Genomic DNA, 24,332 nt, shown 5'->3' on the forward strand with positions numbered 1-24,332 from the left:
TACTCGACTCACTGAGTCGAAGGAGTCCGAGATGGCCGAGGGAACGAAGGACGACCCGTGGGTGCTGACGACGGCACCGGGCTCGTCGGAGTACACGATGTACCGCGACGAGGCCGCGGATCCGCCGGCACTGGTGTGCCAGGTCGGGTCGACGACGCTGAAGTACCGCCTGAGCGCGATCGAGGACCTGGCCGCGTGGCTGCGGGAACAGGGTGATTGGGTCCCGCTCGGGGCGGCCGACGAGCAGAAGCCCGCACCGGACGGGTCGGTCGAGGCGTGGGGACGCGACGAAGCGAACCCCGTCGGGGGCTGGTACGGGCTGCGCAAGGGCTACCGCGGACGCTTCGGGATGTACCTCCCGCCGCTGCTCGAGGAGCTCGGCCTGGTGGAGCTCACCCACGACGCGCGCAACAACAGGGTGCGCGCGCGCGACTGACGGCGGCGTCGCTCAGGCGGCGCGGGCGGCCGTGACCGGAAGGCGCCGGTCGATGGCGGTGAGCACGAGGGAGGCGGCGCCGATCCCCAGCACGACCCAGGCGAGCCGGTGGAATCCGGCGTCCGTGACGGCGGCGCCGAATGCGATGCCGATGAGGGTCGACGAGAAGATAGCGCCGATGTAGCTGAACGTGCGGTAGAGCCCGGAGGCGACCGCGATGGTCGCGCCGGGAGCCTGGATGTAGAGCGCAGCCTGGTTCGCGAACCCGCTGAGGCCATTGGTGAGCCCGAAGAGCAGCGTCATGCCGATCAGGATGAGGACGCTCGACGAGCTGTCGACGAACAGCATGACGACACCCGAGAGGATGAGCGCGACGGCGCCGATCACGAGCGGCCAGCGGATCCAGCCGCGCGACGATGCGATCCGTGCGATCACGATGCTGAGGCCCGACAGCGGCAGCAGGATCAATCCGACCGTGAACGGTGAGTAGTGCGCGCTCTCCTCCAGCCACTGGCTGGCTCCGTACAGGCAGGTGTACGTGCCCAGGCCGACGAGCATCTGGCGCACGTAGGTGCGCTGCAGTGGTGCGTTCTTGGCGAGCATCCGGACGTCGATGAGGGGTTGTGCCGCGCGCCGCTCCCAGAGGATCAGGCCCGCGAGCAGCACGACCACCACGGGCAGCAGCCACCAGATCGGAGCGGTCAGGCTGGACAGGAAGACGAGCAGGCTCACGATCGATGCCGCGAAGAGCGCGATGCCGGGGAAGTCGATCGCCGCGATCACGCCGCGCAGGCCTCGACGGGGGATCGGGTCGTCCCTCGTCACACCGAAGAACGCGAACCCGAGGGTGATCAGCGCGAGGGGCACATTGACGAGGAACAGAGCGCGCCAGCCGAAAGCCCCGGCGAGGACACCGCCGATCGGGAGCCCGACGACGACGGTGATCTGGGCGGCGATCGAGAAGTTGCCGAGCACCCGGCTCGGGACTCCGATGTCGAACCTGTCGGCCCGGCGCCGAACGAGGGCCATCGCGGTGGGGTAGCCGGCGGACGTGCCGATCCCGATGAGCGCGCGCGAGATCAGCAGCACGCCGAAGGACGGGGCGATCGCGCCGATCGCGCCGCCGACGAGCAACAGGAACACGCCGACGAGGAAGATCCTCCGCGGACCGAAGAGGGTGGAGAGCTTGCCCATCGTCGGCTGCATGACCGCGCTGCAGAGATAGAGCACCGAGACGAGGGTCGCGGTCGCGCCCGGACCGGTGTGGAAGTCCGCCGCGATGCTCACGAGGCCCGTGGCGATCATCGAGCTGTTGATCGGGTTCAGCGTGGACCCGAGGAGGAGGGGGAGGGTGAACCGCCAGCCGAACGGCTTCTCGGCGGCCTGCCCGGTCGGGGTGTTCGTGTCTTTCGAGGTCATGGGTCGTTTCTGGTGCTTAGTATTACTAATAAAACTACTTTGCTATACTAATCACTTATGACGCAGAAGCCAAGCAGCTCGGGCACGAGGCCCCTCGAAGAGCTCGGCGCCGAGGTCCGCGCCGCGGTCGCGCGGGTGTATCGACGGTTCCGCTCCGAGCGTCCGGCCGGTGAACTCGGCGACGCGGCGATGAGCGTGCTCGTCTATCTGGAGAGGCAGGGCCCGCAGTCGCTCACCGCGCTCAGCGAGCGCGACCGGGTGACACCCGGCACGATGAGCCAGACGGTGAACCGGCTCACCTCGGCCGGCTATGCCGTGCGCAACCCCGATCCGGTGGACAGGCGGCGGGTGCTCTTCAGTGCGACGGATGCGGGGAGCGCGGTCGCGAAGGAGAGCCGGGCCCGAGCCGAGAGCTGGCTCAACGCGCAGATCGCCGCGCTGACCGATGAGGAGCGCGAGCTGCTGTCGCGGGCATCCGTGGTGCTGAAGCGCCTTGCCGACGGCTGAACGACTTCGTTGTGCCGGTGGTGGGACTCGAACCCACACGCCCTCTCGGACAAAGCATTTTGAGTGCTCCGCGTCTGCCATTCCGCCACACCGGCGCACAACAACCATTGAAGAATACCGTAGGCTTTTACCCGTGACTGACCAGGAAGCAACCCCAACCGCCCCGCGTCGCGTCGTCGTCGCGGAAGACGAATCGCTGATCCGGCTCGACATCGTCGAGATCCTCCGTGACAACGGTTTCGAGGTGGTCGGCGAAGCCGGCGACGGCGAGACGGCCGTGGCGCTCGCCACCGAGCTGCGCCCCGACCTGGTGATCATGGACGTCAAGATGCCCCAGCTCGACGGCATCTCCGCGGCCGAGCGCCTGTCCAAGGGCCACATCGCCCCGGTCGTGCTGCTCACCGCGTTCAGCCAGAAGGAGCTCGTCGAACGAGCCACCGAGGCGGGCGCCCTCGCCTACGTCGTCAAGCCGTTCACCCCGAACGACCTCCTTCCCGCCATCGAGATCGCTCTCGCGCGCTACGCGCAGATCATCGCGCTCGAGGCCGAGGTGTCCGACATGGTCGAGCGTTTCGAGACGCGCAAGCTCGTCGATCGGGCGAAGGGCCTCCTGAACGAGAAGATGGGCCTCAGCGAACCCGAGGCGTTCCGCTGGATCCAGAAGGCGTCGATGGACCGCCGCCTCACGATGCACGACGTCGCCCAGGCGATCATCGAGCAACTCGCCGCCAAGAAGTAGCGGGGCCCCAGGGGTCAGAGATCCTTGATGAGGTTCGTGATCCGGATGGTCGAGCATCGGCGGCCCTGCTCGTCGCTGATCGCGATCTCGTGGGTCGTCAGGGTGCGGCCGAGGTGGATCGGCGTGCAGACCCCGGTCACATAGCCGCTCGTCGCCGAGCGGGTATGGGTGGCGTTGATCTCGATGCCGACGGCCAGACGGTTCGGTCCGGCGTGGAGGTTGGCGGACATCGAGCCGAGCGACTCGCCGAGCACCACGTACGCACCGCCGTGGAGGAGGTCGGCCGGCTGGGTGTTCCCCTCCACCGGCATGCGGGCGACGGCCCGCTCGATGGTGAATTCGAGCATCTCGATCCCCATCTTCTCGGCCAGTTTGCCGAGCCCTCTCTCGTTCACAAACGCGAGCGCATCCACGGTCATCTCGGCCTTTCTCACCATCGTCGGTCGGGGCGGTTCGCTGTCGCAGGTGCCTTGTAGGCTGTCCTGGTGTCAGACTCCGAAAAGCCTACCCTCCTGATCATCGACGGCCATTCGCTCGCTTTCCGGGCCTTCTACGCACTCCCCGTCGACAGCTTCGTGAACCGCGAGGGCCAGCACACCAACGCCATCCACGGCTTCATCGCGATGCTGATCAATCTGCTCACCCAGCAGAACCCGACCCACATCGCGGTGGCGTTCGACATCTCGCGGTATTCGTTCCGCACGCGGGAGTATCCCGAGTACAAAGGCACCCGGGGCGAGACGCCGTCGGAGTTCGTCGGGCAGATCCCCCTGCTCGAAGAGGCGCTGCACGCGATGAACATCACGACGGTCACGAAAGAGGACTTCGAGGCCGACGACATCCTGGCGACGCTCGCCACCCAGGGCGCCGCAGACGGGTACCGCGTGCTCATCGTCTCCGGCGACCGAGACACGATCCAGCTCGTCAACGACGACGTCACGCTGCTCTACCCGAACGTCCGCGGAGTATCGGAGCTCAAGGTCTACGACACGGCCGCGGTCCGCGAGCGATACGGGATCGAGCCGTACCAGTATCCGGAGATCGCAGCGCTCGTCGGCGAGACCAGCGACAACCTCATCGGCATCGACAAGGTGGGCGAGAAGACCGCGGTCAAGTGGGTGCAGCAGTATGGAACCGTCGACGAGATCATCGCCCACGCCGATGAGATCAAGGGCGTCGTCGGTCAGAATCTGCGCGACCAGAAAGAGAACGCCCTCCGCAACCGCCGCCTCAACAGGCTCCTCACCGACATCGAGCTGCCCGTCGGCCCGTCCGATCTCGAACGGCGATCGATCAACGAAGACGCCGTGCGCGACATCTTCGCGCGGCTCCAGTTCAAGACCCTGCTCGACCGCCTGCTCAAGACCTCGGCCGATGAGGGGTATCTCGACGGGTCCGTCCCACTCAGCGAGCGCATCGAGACGGGCGCGCTGAGCATCCCGCCCGTGCGCACGATGGTCGACGAAGAACTCGGAAACTGGCTGGCCAAAGCATCGGCCGGCGGCGAGGGGATCGGCGTTCAGGTCGAGTTCGGCCCGGCCGGCATCACCGGCTTCGGGCTCGCCGCCGCAGACGACACGGTGTACGTGCCCTGGGCGGCCGGCCGCATGGACTACCTCCCGCTCGAGGAGTGGCTCGCGAGCAGCGCACCCAAGTACTTCTTCCACGCCAAGCCGCAGTTCAAAGCTCTCAGCCGCGTCGGTCTGATCGTCGACGGACTCGCCTTCGACACACGCATCGCGTCGTGGCTCGTTCGCCCGGGCGGAGCGCCGCAGTCGCTCGCGGAGCAGGTCTACGAGGTGCTGGGGGAGACCCTTCCTGTCTCCGATCCCAATCAACTCGTGCCCCTGACGGATGCGGTGAGCCCCGCGACCGAGGCCTGGTACATGCGACGTGTCGCCGAAGGGCAGATGCTGGCTCTCGACGAGGGCACTCGCAAGGTGCTCGACGACATCGAGCTCCCGCTCGTCGCCGTGCTGTCCGAGATGGAGCTCAACGGGGTGAGTCTCGACAGCGAGGTGCTCGCACGCCTCCGTGGCGAACTCACCGACAAGGCCAACGACTACGCGGCGCGTGCGTATGCGGAGATCGGTCACGAGGTCAACCTGGGGTCACCCAAGCAGCTGCAGCAGGTTCTGTTCGAAGAGCTGCAGATGCCCAAGACCCGCGCCACGAAGACCGGGTACTCGACCGACGCAGGCTCGCTCGCCGATCTGCAGGAGAAGAACCCGCATCCGTTCCTGGGCCTGCTGCTGCAGCACCGCGACGCCACCAAGCTCAAGCAGATCGTGGAGACGCTCGAGCGCTCGGTCGAATCGGATGGGCGCATCCACACCACGTACGACCAGACCGGCACCAGCACCGGTCGCATCTCGTCGAACGACCCCAACCTGCAGAACATCCCGGTGCGCACCGAGGAGGGTCGCGAGATCCGTTCCGCGATCCGCAGCGGCGAGGGATTCGAGACACTCCTCACCGCCGACTACTCGCAGATCGAGATGCGCATCATGGCGCATCTGTCGGAGGATCCCGGGCTGATCGAGGCGTTCAACGCCGGCGAAGACCTGCACCGGTTCGTCGGCGCCCGCATCTTCGGCGTCACGCCGGCAGAGGTCAGCCCTGCCATGCGCACCAAGGTCAAGGCGATGTCGTACGGCCTGGCCTACGGACTCAGCCCGTTCGGACTGTCCAAGCAGCTGCGCATCGAGACGGCCGAGGCCAGACAGCTGATGAGCGACTACTTCGAGCGGTTCGGTGCGGTGCGGGACTACCTGCGCGGCACGGTGGAGCAGGCCCGTGTCGACGGCTACACCGAGACGATCTTCGGCCGCAGGCGCCCTTTCGCCGACCTCACGAGCACCAACCGGGTGCTGCGCGACAACGCCGAGCGTGCGGCTCTCAACGCTCCGATCCAAGGCTCGGCGGCGGACATCATGAAGATCGCGATGCTCGGTATCGCCGGCGACATCATCGACCAGAAGCTCGACTCTCGAATGCTCCTGCAGGTGCACGACGAGCTGATCTTCGAGGTTGCGCACGGTGAGTGGGACGCCCTGGAGTCCATCGTGCGCGATCGCATGGCCCACGCCGTCGACCTGGCTGTTCCGCTCGACGTCCAGATCGGCCGCGGCCCCAACTGGGACGCCGCAGCTCACTAGCCCTCGGTTCACGCCCGAGTCCACGAACTGTCCGCGTACTCGGGCGTTTTCGGGCGACTTTGCGCGGACTCGACAGTTAGTTGATGCGCACTCGGGGGAGCCGCCAATAGGGTCGGGGTATGACGAACGCAGAACAACGCGACGCCACTCCCATCGACACGATCGCTGATGAGTGGGTCGACACCCAGTTGGAGTTGTACCCGGAGTTCCATGTCTGGCTCGGCCGCCCCGGCCGGGAAGGCGATTACGCCGACTACTCGCCCGCCGGAGCGGAGACCGCCATCGCGGAGGTCAAGAAGGCCTTGGCGAAGATCCAGGCGGCGGAGCCGGTCGACGACATCGACCGGGTCACCAAGATGGATCTCACCCGCGACCTGCAGCTCCAGGTCGAGAAGCACGAGGCCGGGTTCGGTCAGCGCGATCTGAACGTGATCGCGTCGCCGGCGCAGAGCCTTCGCGACATCTTCGACCTGGTGCCCACCGACACCGAGGAGGACTGGTCGAACGTAGCCAAGCGCCTGCACAACCTGCCGGCCGCGATGAACGGCTACATCGAATCCCTTCGCAGCGGGATCGCGGACGGCAACGTCCCGGCCATCCGCCAGGTTCGCGAGGTGCTCGCCCAGGCGAAGAAGCAGGTCGCCGAGAACGGGTTCTTCTTCGAGTTCACGGGCGAGGCTTCGGCCGGCGGCGCGGACCTTCCCGCTTCGCTCGCTTCCGACCTCGCGTCCGGCGCCAAGGAGTCCGCGGCCGCGTATGCCGAGCTGGCCTCGTTCCTCGAGAACGAGCTGGCCAAGCACGCACCCGAGAAGGACGCCGTCGGCCGTGAGCTCTACGCCCTCGCCTCCCGTGACTTCCTCGGTGCGACGGTCGACCTCGACGAGACGTACGAGTGGGGGATCGAGGAGCTCTCGCGCATGGTCGCGGAGCAGGAGTCGATCGCCCGCGAGATCAAGCCGGGCGCGACGGTGCACGAGGCCATCGAGTTCCTCGACGGCGATCCGAGTCGCAAGCTGCACGGAACGGATGCGCTCCAGCGCTGGATGCAGGAGACCAGCGACCGCGCGATCGAGGAACTCGGAAAGTCGCACTTCGACATCCCGCAGCAGATCCGACGCCTCGAGTGCATGATCGCCCCCACCCAGGAAGGCGGCATCTACTACACGGGCCCCAGCGACGACTTCACGCGCGCCGGCCGGATGTGGTGGAGCGTCCCCGAGGGCGTCACCGAGTTCGACACCTGGCGTGAGCTGACGACCGTTTACCACGAGGGAGTGCCCGGCCACCACCTGCAGATCGCCCAGGCCACCTACAACAAAGCGCAGCTCAACTCGTGGCGCCGCATCGCCGGAACCTCGGGACACGCCGAGGGCTGGGCGCTCTACGCCGAGCGACTGATGGAGCAGCTCGGGTACCTGGACGACCCCGCAGACCGCCTCGGAATGCTCGACGGTCAGCGGATGCGCGCCGCACGCGTGGTGCTCGACATCGGGGTGCACCTGGAGAAGCCGCTCCCTGACGGCTCGGGACCGTGGACCGGCGAATACGCGTTCGGCTTCCTCGGCGACAACGTGAACATGAACGAGGGGTTCGTCCGCTTCGAGGTGAACCGCTACCTCGGGTGGCCGGGCCAGGCACCGTCGTACAAGATCGGTCAGCGCATCTGGGAGCAGCTGCGCGACGAGTACGCGCGGCGCGAAGGCGCTTCCTTCGATATCAAGGCGTTCCACAAGAAGGCGCTCGACATCGGGGGCGTCGGCCTCGACACCCTGAAGTCGGCCCTGCTCGACTGAGTGGCGTCGCCGTACGAGACGGTGCTGGGGGAGCGGCTCGCCGAGCTGCACCCCCGGCTCCGCGGCTATTTCGAGGAGATCCCAGCGGGGTGTCACGGCTTCGGCGAGGGCGTGTTCGACACGGTCGGCACGCCCCGCCGCTGGTTGTGGCCGGTGCTCTCGATCGTCGCGTCGGCACATGTCGCATTCCCCACGTGGGAGCGGGGAGTTCCGTTCACGGTCGTGAATCGGCCCGAGTCCGGCAGTGTGCGGGCGGAGCGCGTCTTCGAGCTCCGGTCCGGGCGGCGCACCATGATCGATCTCATCTCAGCCGACGCCGGGATGGTCGTCGACCGCCTCGGTTCGCCCGCGCGTCTGGAGGCCCGGCTCAGCGCATCCGTGGTCGACGGCGGACTCCGGATGGAATCGATCGCGACCGCGTTGCTGCTCGGCAGGCTGCGCATCCCCGTGCCGCGGTTCGCCGCGCCGCGCGTGACGCTCTCGGAGCGGTACGACGCGGTCCCGGATGCGCAGCGCGTCTCCATCACGGTCGACCTGCCACTGATCGGTAGGCTCTACGAATACGCGGGGAGTTTCCGCTACGAGATCCGAACGGGGGAGCGGACCGCGTGAGCGAGCGCATCGTCATCGCCGGGGCATCCGGTTTCATCGGCCGGTATCTGGCTGACGCCTTCCGGTCGCAGGGGGCCGCGGTCGCCATCATCGGGCGCTACGGACCGGACGCGGCCTGGGGCGACACCGCAGCGATCGCGAGGGTCGTCGACGGCGCCGCTCTCGTCATCAACATGGCGGGCAAGAGCGTCAACTGCCGCTACACCGACGCGAACCGCGCCGAGATCTTCCGCTCCCGCCTCGACACCACCCGTGAGCTCGCAGCGGCCATCGGGGCGAGCGAGAATCCGCCACCGCTGTGGATCAACTCGTCGACCGCCACGATCTACCGCCACGCCGAGGATCGTGCCATGACCGAGTCGTCAGGCGAGCTCGGAACCGGCTTCTCCGTCTCGGTCGCGACGTCGTGGGAGCGCGCGTTCTTCGAGAGCGACCTGCCGAACACGCGCCGGGTCGCCCTCCGGATGGCGATCGTGCTCGGAGACGGAAGCGCTCTCGTGCCACTGCTCCGTCTCGCGCGGTTCGGTCTGGGCGGCCCGCAGGTCGACGGGCGCTGGTTCGCCACGACGGCCCGCCGCAACGCCGGCACCTTTCACGAGTTCCGCGCACGCGGGGGACGGCAGCGCTTCAGCTGGGTGCACATCCGGGATGTTCTCGGCGCGATCGAGTTCGTCCGCACACATCCGGAACTCGACGGCGCGATCAACGTCTCGGCGCCGCATCCCGTCGACAGCGGCGCGATGATGGCCACGATCCGACGTGTTCTCGGCGTCCCGTTCGGCCTGCCGGCGTACCGCTGGATGCTCGAACTCGGGTCCCTGACGATCCGCACGGAGACCGAACTCGTGCTGAAGAGTCGCTGGGTTCTGCCGGAGCGACTCCTGGAAGCAGGGTACGAATTCGCCTTCCCCGAGCTCGAGCCGGCGGTCCGTGACATCGTGGACCACGCCGGGTTGCCGCCCGTCCCGTTCCACAGCTAGACTGGACTGTCACATTTGTGGCATCCACATCCGCCTGCCGTTCGCGGACTTCACACACGCACTATTCGCGACCGGCCCGAATTATGTCCATAACGGAGCACTCACTACATGACAACCGCAACGACCGACAAGGCACCCAAGCAGGTCGCCGTCAACGACATCGGATCTGCTGAGGACTTTCTTGCCGCGGTCGAAAAGACGCTGAAGTTCTTCAACGACGGAGACCTCATCGAAGGTACCGTCGTCAAGATCGACCGCGACGAGGTCCTCCTCGACGTCGGGTACAAGACCGAGGGTGTCATCCCCTCCCGCGAACTCTCCATCAAGCACGACGTCGACCCCACCGAGGTCGTCGAGGTCGGCGACACCGTCGAGGCGCTCGTTCTCCAGAAGGAGGACAAAGAGGGTCGCCTCATCCTGTCCAAGAAGCGTGCGCAGTACGAGCGCGCATGGGGCGACGTCGAGAAGATCAAGGATGCCGACGGTGTCGTCACCGGTACGGTCATCGAGGTCGTCAAGGGTGGTCTCATCGTCGACATCGGCCTCCGCGGGTTCCTCCCGGCGTCGCTCATCGAGCTCCGCCGCGTGCGCGACCTCACGCCGTACCTCGGCCAGGAGATCGAGGCGAAGATCCTCGAGCTCGACAAGAACCGCAACAACGTCGTGCTCTCGCGTCGCGCCCTGCTCGAGCAGACCCAGTCCGAGAGCCGCACCACGTTCCTGAACAACCTGCACAAGGGTCAGGTCCGCAAGGGTGTCGTGTCGTCGATCGTCAACTTCGGTGCGTTCGTCGACCTCGGCGGCGTCGACGGTCTCGTCCACGTCTCCGAGCTCTCCTGGAAGCACATCGAGCACGCCTCCGAGGTCGTCGAGGTGGGCCAGGAAGTCACCGTCGAGATCCTCGAGGTCGACCTCGACCGCGAGCGCGTCTCGCTGTCGCTCAAGGCGACCCAGGAGGACCCGTGGCAGGTCTTCGCCCGCACCCACGCGATCGGTCAGGTCGCACCGGGCAAGGTCACGAAGCTGGTTCCTTTCGGTGCGTTCGTTCGCGTCGCAGACGGCATCGAGGGCCTCGTGCACATCTCGGAGCTGTCGGGCAAGCACGTCGAGCTCGCCGAGCAGGTCGTGTCGGTCGGCGACGAGGTCTTCGTCAAGGTCATCGACATCGACCTCGAGCGTCGCCGCATCTCCCTCTCGCTGAAGCAGGCGAACGAGGGCGTCGACCCCGAGGGCACCGAGTTCGACCCGGCGCTCTACGGCATGCTCACCGAGTACGACGACCAGGGCAACTACAAGTACCCCGAAGGCTTCGACTCGGAGACCAACGAGTGGAAGGAAGGCTTCGAGGCCCAGCGCGAGAAGTGGGAGCAGGACTACGCTGCAGCCCAGGCTCGCTGGGAGGCTCACAAGAAGCAGGTCGCCAAGGGTCTCGAAGAGGCTGCGACGGAGGGCGCTCCGGCGTCCGCCGGTGGCTCCTCCTTCTCGAGCGAGGTCGCCGGAGGCGGCACCCTCGCCGACGACGAGTCGCTCGCGGCTCTGCGCGAGAAGCTGAGCTCGAACTCCTGATCGGATAGTCAGTCGGGAACGGCCGGTCCTTCGGGGCCGGCCGTTCCTGCGTTCCGGGCGACGGACGGTCGCCTAGCATGGAGAGGTGCAGCTGATCGGACTCACCGGCGGGATAGCCTCCGGCAAATCGACCATCGCCCGCCGCCTCGCCGATCACGGTGCCGTCGTCGTCGACGCCGACAAGATCGCCCGCGAGGTCGTCGAACCGGGCACTCCGGCTCTCGCCGAGATCGCCGAGGCCTTCGGAGATGCGGTCATCCGGCCCGACGGCAGTCTCGACCGGCCCGCGCTCGGCGCGATCGTGTTCGCGGATGAGGACGCGCGTCTGCGCCTCAACGGGATCACCCACCCGGCTGTGCTCAAGGCCTCGACGGCGCGCTTCGAGGAGGCCGCTGCGGTAGACCCCGATGTGATCGTCGTCTACGACGTGCCACTCCTGGTCGAATCGGCCAACGAGTACCCCTTCGACCAGATCGTCGTCGCCCATGCCGGGTCGGACACCCGCATCGACAGGCTGGTGCGCTTGCGCGGGATGGATCCGGCGGAAGCCGAGCGCCGCATCCGGTCTCAGGCCTCGGACGACGAGCGCCTGGCCGTGGCCGACGTGGTGATCGACACAGACGGTTCCCTCGAGCGCACGATCGAGCAGACGGATGCGCTCTGGGAGCGTCTCACCGCCTGACCGGTTCCGCCCAGAGCGAGCACCGCATCCGATGTCGGTGGTGCTCTCTAAACTCGAGGTATGCAACCCACGCGCGCCGTCCGTCCATTCGAGGTCGTGAGCGAGTACAAGCCCAGCGGCGACCAACCGCAGGCCATCGCCGAACTCGCGGGCCGCATCAACGCCGGAGAGACGGATGTGGTGCTCCTCGGCGCCACCGGTACCGGCAAGTCCGCGACCACGGCCTGGCTGATCGAGCAGGTTCAGCGCCCGACCCTGGTTCTGGCGCACAACAAGACCCTCGCCGCTCAGCTGGCCAACGAGTTCCGCGAGCTGCTGCCGAACAACGCCGTCGAGTACTTCGTGTCCTATTACGACTACTACCAGCCCGAGGCGTACGTCCCGCAGACCGACACCTTCATCGAGAAAGACTCGTCGATCAACTCCGAGGTCGAGCGACTCCGGCACTCCACCACCAACTCGCTGCTCAGCCGCCGCGATGTCGTGGTGGTCTCGACGGTCTCGTGCATCTACGGGCTCGGCGCGGCAGAAGAGTACCTCGAGGCGATGGTCGCCCTCCAGGTGGGCGAGAACGTGGGCCGCGACCGGCTCATCCGCCGGTTCGTCGGCATGCAGTACGAGCGCAACGACGTCGACTTCTCGCGCGGAAAGTTCCGCGTGCGCGGCGATACGATCGAGATCATCCCGGTGTATGAAGAGCACGCCGTGCGTATCGAGCTCTTCGGCGACGAGATCGAAGCGATCTACACGCTGCATCCGCTCACCGGCGACATCATCGAGAAGGTGGATGCGGTGTCGATCTTCCCGGCGACGCACTACGCCGCGAGTCCGGCGACCATGCAGCGCGCCATCGGCACGATCCAGACCGAGCTGCACGATCGTCTCGTGGAGCTGGAGCGCGAGGGCAAGCTGCTCGAAGCCCAGCGGCTGCGGATGCGCACCCAGTTCGACATCGAGATGATGGAGCAGATCGGATTCTGCTCGGGCATCGAGAACTATTCGCGTCACATCGACGGCCGGCAGGCCGGCGAGGCGCCCAACTGCCTGCTCGACTACTTCCCCGACGACTTCCTCGTCGTGATCGACGAGTCGCACGTGACGGTGCCGCAGATCGGCGCGATGTACGAGGGCGACTCGTCGCGCAAGCGCACCCTGGTGGAGCACGGGTTCCGTCTGCCGAGCGCCCTCGACAACCGTCCGCTCAAGTGGAACGAGTTCAAGGATCGCGTCGGTCAGACGGTCTATCTCTCCGCGACTCCAGGGCGCTACGAGATGGGCATCGCCGATGGCGTGGTCGAACAGATCATCCGCCCGACGGGCCTCATCGATCCCCAGATCGTGGTGAAGCCCACCAAGGGACAGATCGACGACCTTCTCGAGGAGATCCGCCAGCGGGTGGAGCGCGACGAGCGCGTTCTCGTCACGACACTCACCAAGAAGATGGCAGAAGAGCTCACCGACTTCCTCGCAGAGGCCGGGGTCAGAGTGCGCTACCTCCACTCCGACGTCGATACGCTTCGTCGCGTCGAGCTGCTCACCGAGTTGCGGGCCGGCGTCTACGACGTGCTCGTGGGCATCAACCTCCTGCGCGAGGGCCTCGACCTGCCCGAGGTGTCCCTGGTGGCGATCCTCGACGCCGACAAGGAGGGCTTCCTGCGCTCGTCGACGTCGCTCATCCAGACCATCGGACGTGCCGCGCGCAACGTGTCGGGTCAGGTGCACATGTATGCGGATGTGCTCACCGACTCGATGAAGAACGCCATCGAAGAGACCGATCGCCGCCGCGAGAAGCAGGTCGAGTACAACCGCGTCAACGGCATCGACCCGACACCGCTGCGCAAGAGGATCGCCGACATCACCGATGTGCTCGCCCGGGAGGGCGCAGACACGGCGAAGATGCTCGCCGGGCGCGACGCCCGCAAGAAGAGCCCGACGCCTAATCTGCGCAAGGGTGGAATCGCCGCGAACGGCGCGAACGAGCTCGAGGCCCTGATCGCCGACTTGAACGAGCAGATGCTCCAGGCGGCCGGTGAGCTCAAGTTCGAACTCGCTGCCCGGTTGCGCGACGAGCTCGGCGATCTCAAGCGCGATCTGCGGCAGATGGAGAAGGCCGGCCACCTCGGCTGAACGGGCTCGGCATCCGGTCGCCCGGGTCGGGCTCCGCTGTCATCGTGCGCGCCTGTGAGCGATACGGTGTGAGAGTGAGCTGGACGACGGTGACAGAGCGGTGATGGGCCGATGAGGCGTCACCGCACTCTGCTGGTGTGCTCCGGACTCCTGCTTCTCGTGGTCGGTGCGGTCGCCCTCCAAGGCTCGCCGGTCCTCGGCGGGATGGTGTGGGTTCCGGACTGGTCGCAGCAACCGCCGCCGCCGGCGCAGCTCACCGACGGCCCGGGGAGCGCGTCGCCTGCTCCCGTCCCCGGCCACGTCACGCGGATCGACGCATCCTGGATCGTCGTCCTGATCGCGGTCGTCGTGCTGATCGTTGTCGCCTTCCTCGCTTGGCGCGCGGTGCGCAGACGCCTGCGGCGGCTGGCGCGGGACGACGAGTCAGTTGTGCTCGGCCCGCTCGATGTGGCTGAGCTCGAACCTCAGCCCGAGCCGGACGCACCCCAGGTGCGACGTGGGCTCGACCGTGCCATCGATATCCTCGGCGAACCGCGTCAGCCGCGAGACGCCATCGAGCAGGCCTGGCTCGGCCTGCAGGAGGCGGCCGAGGAATCGGGTGTCCGCCGGCTCCCGGCCGAGACACCGAGCGAATTCACCGCCCGCATCCTCTCGCGGGTCGGCGCCGACCGGAGCGCCGCGCGCCGGCTGCTGGACCTGTATCTCCGCGTGCGCTTCGGCGACGCGCCGGTCGGTGCGGCGGATGTCGAGACGGCGCGTGCGTCGCTCGAATCGTTGCGCGCATCCTGGTCCGCAGAAGCCCCGGGCGGTGCGACGCGATGAACAACGCGACCGACGACGAGGCGAATGCCGCGACCGTGCGAAGGGCTCTGCTCGGTCGTGCGTATCGCCGACGGCTTCTCTGGTGCGTGGTGCTCGGGCTCGCAGCCGGCGCGGTCACGTGGTTCTTCGGGGTCGACATCGGGCACGCGGTCGGTTTCGGTGCCGTAGCGGTCGCGGCTTCCGCGTGCCTCAGCCTGGTCGGCGATCAGGCACGGGTCGACTGGCTGCCGGGACCCGCGATGCCGAGAGACGGCGCACGGCGTGACGTCGTGCAATTGGGGTGGGCACTCCACACCCGCGGCGGGGGAGTGTCCCCGGAGGCCGTCCGTCGGCTCCGCACGGTAGCCGCCCAGGTCCTCGAGCTTCACGGGCTCGATCTCGACGACCCCTCCCACCGCCCGGCCGTCGAACGGGTGCTCGGCGCGGACTTCGTCGCGACGATCCGCCGGGGAACGGCGGCGTCGCCCAAGCTCGGCAGCTATCAGGCTGCGCTGGCGACCCTCGGGCGGCTGGCGGAGTCCCCGCCGGGTCCGTTCACAGCCGTCGACGCCGCCATCGATACGAGTACCACCCCCGACGCCAACACCCGCAACCGCACCACCGAGGAGATCACCGATGCCCGCTGACACCACCCCCGACAGTGTGGGCCCCCTCACCGTGAGCGAGATCGCTCGGTTGAGTGCCGACATCCTCGAGCGCGTGTCGACGGTCGTCGTCGGGATGCGCTCGTCCCTGGAGCTCGCGCTGGCGACCATCCTCGCGGGCGGTCATGTGCTGTTCGAGGATGTCCCCGGCCTCGGAAAGACCCTCGCCGCCCGCAGCATCGCATCCGCGATCGGCTTGGACTTCCGGCGCCTGCAATGCACACCCGACCTCCTTCCGGCCGACATCACCGGATCGTTCGTGTACGTGCCGTCGTCGGGCGAGTTCACCTTCCGCCCCGGTCCGGTCTTCACCGGTCTCTTCCTGGCCGACGAGATCAACCGCACGTCGCCGAAGACGCAGTCGGCGCTGCTCGAGGCGATGGCCGAGGGGCAGGTGACCGTCGAGGGCCAGAGTTTCCCGCTGCCGAAACCGTTCCACGTCGTGGCGACCTCGAACCCCATCGAGTACGAGGGCACCTACGCCCTCCCTGAGGCCCAGCTCGACCGGTTCATGGTGCGGTTGGCCGTGGGGTATCCGGATGCGCAGGGCGAGAGCCGAGTGCTGCTCGCGCGCGTCGGCCGTCGGCAGGAGCGGGCCGACGTCGCCCCCGTGATCGACGCCGCGATACTGCGAGCTATGCAGGCGGGTGTGGAGCTCGTAGACGTGGATCCGGATATCGCTGCATACTGCGTCGCGCTGGCCGCGGCGACGAGGCGGCACCGATCCGTGGAGGTCGGTGCGTCACCGCGTGGCTCGCAGGGACTGTTGCTTGTCGCCCGGGCCCGCGCGGTGATGGCCGGTCGCGACTTCGTCATTCCCGACGACATCAAGGCCGTGGCGGCTCCGGTGCTGGCACACAGGCTCTCGCTGACGGTTCAGGCCTGGACCAGTGGCGTGCAGGCGGTCCAGGTCGTCGACGAGGTCGTCAACTCCGTTCCCGGCCCGCCAGTGGTCGGGTCGCGTGAGCGGGCTGCTGTGGGTGCGGAAGAGGGCCCGAAGGCGTGAGCGGCGTGCCGACGCCGTCGGGCCGGCGCTGGGATCTGAGCCCGGGCATTGTCGCCGGCGTCCTGGTCGCCGTCGGCTGCCTGATCGCGGGCTTCGTGACTGCGCGGGTGGATCTCGTGCTGGTGGGCATACCCCTGGTGATCGCGGTCGCCTACGCCTGGGACAGGCGGCCGCCCGAAACCGTGCGGGTCGACGTCCGGGCGGGAGCCCAGACCGGCGATGGCGCAGCCGAGGCGATCGTCGAGGTCGCCGCCGAGATCCGGGCGGATGCGGTGCAGCTGAGGTTGGCCCTCCGGGGTCAGGCGCCCATCGAGACCCTCGTCACGGTCCGGGCTGCCGGGCGGATCGTCAGCCCATTGCGGCTGGCCCACTCGGGGCCGCAACGGCTGGTGAGTGCAGAGTCGCGCATCCTCGGTGTGGACGCGTCGGTCGTCAGTGCGCCGACAGCGCCGGTCGCGGCGGACCGCGTGATTCCGCCGACCGTGATCCCGGTTCGGAGCCTTCCGCTTCCGGCGCGGCTGATCGGGCTCACCGGGCAGCACGCGTCGGCGCGCCCCGGTGACGGCGGCGAGTTCCGAGATGTCGACAAGTTCGCGCCGGGCGACCGCCTCCGACGCATCGACTGGAAAGCCACCGCGCGGCGGGCCCAGGTGCCCGGCGACCTGTATGTGCGGAGGACGATGGCGACGTCGGATGCGGCGATCCAGTTCGTGATCGACAGCCGCGACGACCTGACCGGGCGCGTCGCGGACTGGGCGGCCGCGTATCCGGAGCCGGGCGTCGGCTCGCAGGATCTCGCGCGCGAAGCCGCGGCGTCGCTCTCCACCGCGTACTCGGCCGCGGGGGACAGGGTCGGCTTCGACGACCTCGCGAACGTGGCCCGCGGCATCCCGCCTCGCTCGGGCGGACGCCATCTGCAGCGTGTCTTGCGCGCGGTGTCGCTCACCGGACCGAGCGGCGCCGCGACCGACCGGGTGCGCGCACCGGTGCTCGCCCCGGGCGCGCTGGTCTACGTGCTCTCGACCTTCCTCGACGACCAGCCGATGCGATTGGCCCTCATCTGGCGTGCCGCAGGTCACCGCGTGATCGCGGTCGACGTGCTCCCGGAACTCGACACCCGCGAACTCGTCGCCCGGGAGTCCGTAGCGTTGCACGTGGTCGAGCTGGAACGCGACCTGCGCTTCCGGCGACTGGCCGCGGCCGGGGTCGATACGATGCGCTGGCAGGATCCGGGCGGTCAGTCACGCGAGGCGCGACTGCGCGAGCTCAGCCGGCCGAGGAGGATGCGGTGAGCGCGCTCGAGCCCGCGGCACCCGACCTCGGCATGGTCGTTCCGGGATGGGCGTTGCGCGCGCTTTTCGCGGTCGTCGCCGTCGCGCTCTCCATCGCTCTGGCCGTGCCCGGCTTCTGGCTGACCGTCGCGGTGCTGCTGGCCGGCGTCGCGGTCGCAGCGCCGCAGTGGCTGACGGCGTGGTTCCTCATCGGCGGGCTCGCGTTGAGTCTGACCACGCACGAGCAGTCCTTCTCCGATTGGCGTCCATACGTGCTGATCGCCGGTGCGCATGCGCTGCACATCCTGGCTTCCTGGATGCTCGTGGTCGCGCCGACCGCCAAAGTCCAGCCTGCAGTGCTGTGGCCGAGCGCCCGACGGTTCCTGATCATCCAGCTGCCGGTCCAGGCGCTGGCCGTCGGCGCACTGGCGGTGACGACAGCGGTCTCGGGCGGTGACGTGCTCGGCCTCGCCGTGATCTCGGGCGTCGCCGTCCTCGCCCTCGTCGTCGCCCTCGCAGCTCTCCTCGTGCGACCACCACGGGACTGAGGTTGCAATGTCGGTGGTCCGGCATAGACTCGCGCGTGCTGGGTGACCCCTCGGATCGAGCCGGGGCGCGGCGGTCGGGACGAACCGCTACAATCGAACATATCTTCGATGCGCCGGAGGCGAACACGGGTCGGCATCGTCAACGAATAGCGGAGAATTGATCGAGTGACTATCAGTAAGGTGACCGGATCCCACCTCAGCGTGCGAGGGGCGCGCGTGCACAATCTGCACAACGTCGACCTCGAGATCCCACGCGACTCCATGGTGGTCTTCACCGGTCTCTCCGGCTCGGGCAAGTCCTCGCTCGCCTTCGACACCATCTTCGCGGAGGGGCAGCGGCGCTACGTCGAGTCCCTCTCGGCGTACGCCCGCCAGTTCCTGGGTCAGGTCGACCGGCCAGACGTCGACTTCATCGAGGGCCTCAGCCCGGCGGTGTCGATCGACCAGAAGTCGACCAACCGCAACCCGCGGTCCACGGTCGGAACGATCACCGAGATCTACGACTACATGCGTCTGCTGTGGGCGCGCATCGGTGTGCCGCACTGCCCGATCTGCGGTGAGCGCATCCAGCGGCAGACCGTGCAGCAGATCGCCGACCAGCTCATGGAGCTCGAGACCGCGACGCGGTACCAGATCCTCGCCCCGGTCGTCTCGCAGAAGAAGGGCGAGTTCGTCGACCTCTTCAAGGAGCTCGCCGCCGGCGGGTACTCGCGTGCCCTGGTCGACGGAAAGCCGGTGCAGCTGAGCGACCCGCCGACGCTCAAGAAGCAGTACAAGCACGACATCGCGGTCATCGTCGATCGTCTGGTCGCCGGGCCCGACATCCTCACACGTCTCACCGACTCGCTCGAGACGGCTCTGCGTCTGGCCGACGGCATCGTCCAGATCAACTTCGTCGACCTCGAGGGCACGGATGCGTGGCAGACCTACAGCGAGAAGCTGTCGTGCCCGAACAACCACCCCATCCAGCTCACCGAGATCGAGCCGCGCACCTTCTCCTTCAACGCGCCGTTCGGTGCGTGCCCGGAGTGCTCCGGCCTCGGCACGCGCATGGCCGTAGACGAAGACCTCCTGCTGGGCGACGAGTCGCTCAGCATCGCCGAGGGCGTCATCGTGCCGTGGACCACGCAGGGCAAGGGACTCTTCCAGTACTACGAGAAGCTTCTCGACGGTCTCGCACGCGACCTCAAGTTCTCCCTCACCACGCCGTGGCGCAAGCTGAGCGACGAGGTCAAGAACGCAGTCATGCGTGGAGACAACTTCGAGGTCAAGGTCAAGTGGAAGAACCGCTACGGCCGCGAGATGAGCTACACCTCGGGGTTCGAGGGTGTCGTTCCTTACATCGAGCGCCAGTACCTGCAGGCCGAGACCGACACCCAGCGTGCGCGCTGGGCGGAGTACCTCCGCGAGGTGCCGTGCCCGGTCTGCGGCGGCAAGCGTCTCAAGCCCGAGGTTCTCGCGGTGCTCGTGCACGGGGCGAGCATCGCGGATGCGGCGGAGCTCAGCCTGAGCGACGCCCGCTCGTTCATGGAGAAGCTGCATCTCACCGAGCGTGAGGAGAAGATCGCGGCGCAGGTTCTGCGCGAGATCAAGGTGCGGCTCGACTTCCTCATCCAGGTCGGTCTCAACTACCTCAACCTGTCGCGTGCGGCGGCGACGCTCTCGGGCGGCGAGGCTCAGCGCATCCGTCTCGCCACCCAGATCGGCTCGGGGCTCACCGGAGTGCTGTACGTGCTCGACGAACCGAGCATCGGCCTGCATCAGCGCGACAACCGCCGTCTGATCGACACGCTCATCGCACTCCGCGACCTCGGCAACACGCTGATCGTCGTCGAGCACGACGAAGACACCATCCGCACCGCCGACTGGATCGTCGACATCGGTCCGGGTGCGGGCGTCAACGGCGGTCACGTCGTGCACTCGGGTTCATACGACGACCTGCTGGACAACACGCGGTCACTGACCGGCGACTATCTCGCCGGGCGCAGGGAGATCGAGATCCCGGCCAAGCGCCGCAAGATCGACAAGAAGCGCAAGATCTCCGTGGTCGGCGCTCAGGCGAACAACCTCAAGAACGTGACCGTCGACTTCCCGCTCGGCGCCTTCGTCGCCGTCACGGGCGTCAGCGGTTCCGGAAAGTCGTCGCTCGTCAACGACATCCTGTACCGGGTTCTGGCCAACAAGCTCAACGGGGCACGCAAGCTCCCGGGCAAGCACAAGGCGGTCACGGGGCTCGACCACCTCGACAAGGTGGTGCACGTCGACCAGGCGCCGATCGGGCGCACCCCGCGGTCGAACCCCGCGACGTACACCGGAGTGTTCGACCGCATCCGCACACTGTTCTCCGAGACCGTCGAAGCCAAGACCCGCGGGTACCTGCCCGGTCGGTTCAGCTTCAACGTCAAGGGCGGCCGGTGTGAGGCCTGCTCCGGCGACGGCACGATCAAGATCGAGATGAACTTCCTGCCCGACGTGTACGTGGCGTGCGAGGTCTGTGGGGGAGCCCGGTACAACCGCGACACGCTCTCCGTGCACTACAAGGGCAAGAACATCGCCGAGGTGCTCGACATGCCGATCAGCGAGGCGGCCGAGTTCTTCCAGCCGATCTCGTCCATCCACCGCTTCCTGCAGACCCTCGTCGACGTCGGTCTCGGGTACGTGCGCCTGGGGCAGAGCGCCACGACGCTCTCGGGCGGCGAGGCTCAGCGCGTCAAGCTCGCCACCGAGCTGCAGCGCCGCTCGAACGGCCGCAGTGTCTACGTTCTCGACGAGCCGACCACCGGCCTGCACTTCGAGGATGTGCGCAAGCTGCTGCTGGTGCTCAACGGACTGCTCGACAAGGGCAACACGGTGATCGTGATCGAGCACAACCTCGACGTGATCAAGTCGGCGGACTGGATCATCGACATGGGTCCTGAGGGCGGCGCGGGCGGCGGAGAGGTCATTGCGACAGGCACTCCCGAGCAGGTGGCCGAGGCCCCGGGAAGCCACACGGGCTACTTCCTCAAGGAGGTCCTGCAGGGCGCCGAGAGCGCCCGGGGCGCCGCGTAGGATAACCGAGTGGCAGACACCGTCAGCTACCGGCCCAAGGCCGGTGAGATCCCGACCCAGCCGGGCGTCTACCGTTTCCGCGATCCGAAGAGCCGCGTGCTCTACGTCGGCAAGGCGAAGAACCTCCGCGCCCGTCTGAGCAACTACTTCCAGCCGTTGCGGAGCCTGCACGAGCGAACGCGGCGCATGGTCACCACGGCCGCCTCGGTCGAGTGGACGGTGGTGGCCAGCGAGTTCGAAGCCCTGCAGCTCGAATACACCTGGATCAAAGAGTTCAATCCGCCGTTCAACGTGCAGTTCCGCGACGACAAGTCGTATCCGTACCTCGCGGTCACCCTCGGCGACCGCATTCCACGGGTCATGGTCACCCGTCACCGCGGTCAGAAGGATGCGCGCTACTTCGGTCCGTACACGAAGGTCTGGGCGATCCGCGACACGGTGGACCTCATGCTCAAGGCGTTCCCGATGCGAAGCTGCTCCGACGGCGTCTACCGCCGCGCAGAGCTGACCGGACGGCCATGCCTCCTCGGAGACATCGGCAAGTGCGCCGCGCCGTGCGTCGGCAGGATCAGTCCCGAAGACCACCGCGAACTCGCGGAGGACTTCGTGTCGTTCATGGCCGGCAACGACACCCAGTACATCCGTGTCATGACCGACCGGATGAAGCAGGCCGCGAGCGCGCAAGACTACGAAGCCGCGGCCCGTCATCGCGATGCCATCCAGGCACTCGAGGCCGCGATGGGCAAGAGCGCGGTCGTGCTTCCCGAGAGCGTCGACGCCGATGTGTTCGGCATCGCGCACGACGAGCTGGCGGCCGCTGTGCAGCAGTTCATCGTGCGCGGGGGGCGCATCCGGGGTGTGCGTAGCTGGGTCGTCGACAAGGAGCTCGACGTGTCGCTCGGCGAGCTGGTCGAGACGGTCGTGCAGAACGCCTACGAGGGTACGGATGCGCCCCCGCGTGAGGTCCTCGTCCCCGAGCTCCCCGAAGATGCAGCCGAGCTGGAGCAATGGCTCACCGCCCGACGGCAGGAGATCGGCGACCCGGCGGCCGCGCGGGGAGTCCTGACCGGCCGCGTCGCATTGCGGGTCGCTCAGCGCGGAGACAAGGCCGCCCTGGTGCAGACCGTGGAGATGAACGCCAAGAATGCTCTCATCCTCTACAAGACGCGACGCAGTTCCGACTTCGTGGCGCGGTCCAAGGCGCTCAACGACATCCAGGACGCCCTCGGAATGGCCGACGCACCGCTTCGCATGGAGTGCTACGACGTCTCGCACCTCAGCGGAACGAACATCGTCGCGTCCATGGTCGTCTTCGAAGACGGCCTGCCGCGCAAAGACCAGTACCGGCGGTTCAGCATCCCCGAGTCGACCGACGACACCGAGTCGATCTATCAGGTGATCTCCCGCCGGCTCGCCTACCTCGGCGACCCCCAGCTGGAGCCGGCCGAGGAAGCGGAGGCCGCCATCGCGCCGGGTGAGTTCACCGGCGACGACGAGCGCTCGGATGAGCGCGGCGACGATCCCGAGATCGACGTCGAGGCCGAGATCGACGCGGCCGCCGAGAAGCGCCGCAAGAAGTTCTCCTATCCGCCGAACCTCCTCATCGTCGACGGCGGCCAGCCGCAGGTGGCGGCTGCGAAGCGTGCGCTGGAGGAGTCGGGCGTGCAGGGCATCCAGCTCGCCGGCATCGCGAAACGGCTCGAGGAGATCTGGCTGCCCGACTCCGATTTCCCGGTGATCCTCCCGCGCAACAGCGATGCGCTGTTCCTCATCCAGCGCATCCGCGATGAGGCACACCGCTTCGCGATCACCTATCAGCGCAGCCGTCGCAAGCGCGACATCGGTTCGGTTCTCGGGGAGATCCCCGGTCTCGGCCCGTCCAGGGTGAAGGAGTTGCTGAAGCACTTCGGCTCGGTCGCGCAGCTCAGGAAGGCCACGCCCGAGCAGATCGCAGAGGTCCGCGGCGTCGGGCCCACCCTTGCTGGGGCCATCCACGACCGACTCGCCAGTCGATAGGCTGGGGGAACACCGAGGCGGAGGAGCACCCCATGACCACCGACAACGAGCAGCAGGAAGTGCTGATCGTCACCGGAATGTCGGGCGCGGGCCGCTCGACCGTCGCGAACGCCCTCGAAGACCTCGACTGGTATGTGGTGGACAATCTGCCGCCGCAGATGCTGCGCCCGCTGATCGAGCTCGCCAACCGGGCGGGATCGACCCTGCCGCGCATCGCCGCAGTGGTGGATGTGCGCGGCCGCAACTTCTTCACCGACCTCCGCGACCTGATCCAGACCCTGCGCGAGGGCACCAAGGTGCGCGTGCTCTTCCTCGAGGCGACGGATGCGGCCCTCGTGCGGCGCTTCGAGGCCGTGCGCCGTCCGCATCCGCTTCAGGGCGACGGCACCATCCTCGACGGCATCGTCGCCGAGCGCTCCCGGCTGCGCGAGATCCGCGAGGCGAGCGACATCATCGTCGACACCTCCGATCTCAACATCCACCAGCTCGCCACGAACATCACCGAGACGTTCGCCGCCGAGAACACGGCCGGCGTTCAGGTCACGGTCATGAGCTTCGGCTTCAAGTACGGTCTGCCACCGGATGCCGACCTCGTCGCCGACGCGCGCTTCCTGCCGAACCCGTTCTGGAATCCGGAGCTCCGACCGTTCACCGGCCTCGACGACGTCGTGCGCGACTACGTGCTCGAGCAGGAGGGAGCCGGCGATTTCATCGAGGCGTACTACGCCGCTCTGCGGCCCGTGCTCGCCGGGTATCAGCGCGAGAACAAAAGGCACGCCATGATCGCGGTAGGCTGCACAGGCGGAAAACACCGCTCGGTGGCGATTGCGGAAGAGCTCGCCGCCCGTCTGCAGAATCTCCCAGGGATCGCGGTGAACACCAAACACCGCGATCTCGGCCGTGAATGAAGCCGGCCAGCCGACCCCGGCCCCCGCACGGCCGATGACAGAAAAGG

At 67.5% G+C, this 24,332-nt stretch carries 20 protein-coding genes and 1 tRNA gene; 18 read left to right on the forward strand and 3 right to left on the reverse strand.

What is annotated here, in order from left to right; all coding sequences use genetic code 11:
* Positions 1 to 31: 31 nt before the first annotated feature.
* Positions 32 to 436 carry a DUF6855 family protein gene (locus ACFVV0_RS13125; protein WP_387063669.1) on the forward strand — a complete coding sequence of 135 codons (405 nt, stop codon included), beginning with the start codon at positions 32 to 34 and terminating at the stop codon, positions 434 to 436.
* A 12-nt stretch (positions 437 to 448) separates the two neighbouring features.
* Here ACFVV0_RS13125 and ACFVV0_RS13130 read toward each other — a convergent pair whose 3' ends face one another.
* Entirely contained in the window at positions 449 to 1,855 is a 1,407-nt protein-coding gene (locus tag ACFVV0_RS13130) for an MFS transporter (protein WP_387063671.1), read from the reverse strand.
* Between the two features lie 57 nt (positions 1,856 to 1,912).
* Between ACFVV0_RS13130 and ACFVV0_RS13135 the strand changes: the two genes are divergently transcribed.
* Entirely contained in the window at positions 1,913 to 2,362 is a 450-nt protein-coding gene (locus ACFVV0_RS13135) for a MarR family winged helix-turn-helix transcriptional regulator (RefSeq protein WP_387063674.1), read from the forward strand.
* A 12-nt stretch (positions 2,363 to 2,374) separates the two neighbouring features.
* Here ACFVV0_RS13135 and ACFVV0_RS13140 read toward each other — a convergent pair.
* A tRNA-Leu gene (locus ACFVV0_RS13140) sits at positions 2,375 to 2,457 on the reverse strand.
* A gap of 38 nt (positions 2,458 to 2,495) precedes the next feature.
* On the opposite strand from ACFVV0_RS13140, the gene ACFVV0_RS13145 reads away from it, so the two are divergent.
* Positions 2,496 to 3,101 (forward strand): ANTAR domain-containing response regulator, encoded by a 606-nt coding sequence (locus ACFVV0_RS13145; protein WP_223690610.1) that lies wholly within the window; start codon positions 2,496 to 2,498, stop codon positions 3,099 to 3,101.
* Positions 3,102 to 3,115: 14 nt separating this feature from the next.
* Here the strand turns inward: ACFVV0_RS13145 and ACFVV0_RS13150 are convergent, their stop codons facing one another.
* Positions 3,116 to 3,520, reverse strand: a complete 405-nt coding sequence (locus ACFVV0_RS13150; RefSeq protein ID WP_387063677.1) for a hotdog fold thioesterase — start codon at positions 3,518 to 3,520, stop codon at positions 3,116 to 3,118.
* Between the two features lie 66 nt (positions 3,521 to 3,586).
* Here ACFVV0_RS13150 and polA point away from each other — a divergent pair, with 66 nt between their 5' ends.
* From polA to rapZ, 15 genes are all read left to right on the forward strand, one after another.
* Positions 3,587 to 6,259, forward strand: a complete 2,673-nt coding sequence (polA, locus tag ACFVV0_RS13155; protein WP_387063679.1) for a DNA polymerase I — start codon at positions 3,587 to 3,589, stop codon at positions 6,257 to 6,259.
* A 119-nt stretch (positions 6,260 to 6,378) separates the two neighbouring features.
* Entirely contained in the window at positions 6,379 to 8,052 is a 1,674-nt protein-coding gene (locus ACFVV0_RS13160) for a DUF885 domain-containing protein (RefSeq protein ID WP_387063682.1), read from the forward strand.
* Positions 8,053 to 8,664 carry a DUF4166 domain-containing protein gene (locus ACFVV0_RS13165; RefSeq protein ID WP_387063685.1) on the forward strand — a complete coding sequence of 204 codons (612 nt, stop codon included), beginning with the start codon at positions 8,053 to 8,055 and terminating at the stop codon, positions 8,662 to 8,664.
* Positions 8,661 to 9,644: an epimerase gene (locus ACFVV0_RS13170; protein WP_387063688.1), complete on the forward strand. Its 984-nt coding sequence runs from the start codon at positions 8,661 to 8,663 to the stop codon at positions 9,642 to 9,644. Before ACFVV0_RS13165 ends, ACFVV0_RS13170 begins: the two co-directional genes overlap by 4 nt.
* A gap of 108 nt (positions 9,645 to 9,752) precedes the next feature.
* On the forward strand, positions 9,753 to 11,210 hold the full coding sequence (gene rpsA / locus ACFVV0_RS13175; protein WP_387063691.1) for a 30S ribosomal protein S1: 1,458 nt from the start codon (positions 9,753 to 9,755) through the stop codon (positions 11,208 to 11,210).
* An 85-nt stretch (positions 11,211 to 11,295) separates the two neighbouring features.
* Positions 11,296 to 11,892: a dephospho-CoA kinase gene (coaE, locus tag ACFVV0_RS13180; protein WP_387063693.1), complete on the forward strand. Its 597-nt coding sequence runs from the start codon at positions 11,296 to 11,298 to the stop codon at positions 11,890 to 11,892.
* Between the two features lie 60 nt (positions 11,893 to 11,952).
* Complete coding sequence (uvrB, locus tag ACFVV0_RS13185; RefSeq protein ID WP_387063696.1) at positions 11,953 to 14,019, forward strand: excinuclease ABC subunit UvrB; 2,067 nt, start codon at positions 11,953 to 11,955, stop codon at positions 14,017 to 14,019.
* Positions 14,020 to 14,130: 111 nt separating this feature from the next.
* Positions 14,131 to 14,841, forward strand: coding sequence for a DUF4129 domain-containing protein (locus tag ACFVV0_RS13190; protein WP_387063699.1), 711 nt, complete (start codon positions 14,131 to 14,133; stop codon positions 14,839 to 14,841).
* Entirely contained in the window at positions 14,838 to 15,467 is a 630-nt protein-coding gene (locus ACFVV0_RS13195) for a hypothetical protein (protein WP_387063701.1), read from the forward strand. Before ACFVV0_RS13190 ends, ACFVV0_RS13195 begins: the two co-directional genes overlap by 4 nt.
* Positions 15,457 to 16,491, forward strand: coding sequence for an AAA family ATPase (locus tag ACFVV0_RS13200; protein WP_387063704.1), 1,035 nt, complete (start codon positions 15,457 to 15,459; stop codon positions 16,489 to 16,491). The genes ACFVV0_RS13195 and ACFVV0_RS13200 overlap by 11 nt, the downstream gene beginning before the upstream one ends.
* A gap of 5 nt (positions 16,492 to 16,496) precedes the next feature.
* Entirely contained in the window at positions 16,497 to 17,783 is a 1,287-nt protein-coding gene (locus tag ACFVV0_RS13205) for a DUF58 domain-containing protein (RefSeq protein WP_387063706.1), read from the forward strand.
* On the forward strand, positions 17,780 to 18,310 hold the full coding sequence (locus ACFVV0_RS13210; RefSeq protein ID WP_387063709.1) for a hypothetical protein: 531 nt from the start codon (positions 17,780 to 17,782) through the stop codon (positions 18,308 to 18,310). The genes ACFVV0_RS13205 and ACFVV0_RS13210 overlap by 4 nt, the downstream gene beginning before the upstream one ends.
* Before the next feature lie 165 nt (positions 18,311 to 18,475).
* Positions 18,476 to 21,361 carry an excinuclease ABC subunit UvrA gene (uvrA, locus tag ACFVV0_RS13215; protein WP_387063711.1) on the forward strand — a complete coding sequence of 962 codons (2,886 nt, stop codon included), beginning with the start codon at positions 18,476 to 18,478 and terminating at the stop codon, positions 21,359 to 21,361.
* Positions 21,362 to 21,370: 9 nt separating this feature from the next.
* Complete coding sequence (gene uvrC / locus ACFVV0_RS13220) at positions 21,371 to 23,377, forward strand: excinuclease ABC subunit UvrC (protein ID WP_387063714.1); 2,007 nt, start codon at positions 21,371 to 21,373, stop codon at positions 23,375 to 23,377.
* A 32-nt stretch (positions 23,378 to 23,409) separates the two neighbouring features.
* Complete coding sequence (gene rapZ, locus ACFVV0_RS13225) at positions 23,410 to 24,285, forward strand: RNase adapter RapZ (protein ID WP_387063717.1); 876 nt, start codon at positions 23,410 to 23,412, stop codon at positions 24,283 to 24,285.
* Positions 24,286 to 24,332 lie beyond the last annotated feature (47 nt).

This window comes from Leifsonia sp. NPDC058230 (genome assembly GCF_042882245.1).
In the GTDB taxonomy this organism is placed as follows: Bacteria; Actinomycetota; Actinomycetes; order Actinomycetales; family Microbacteriaceae; genus Leifsonia.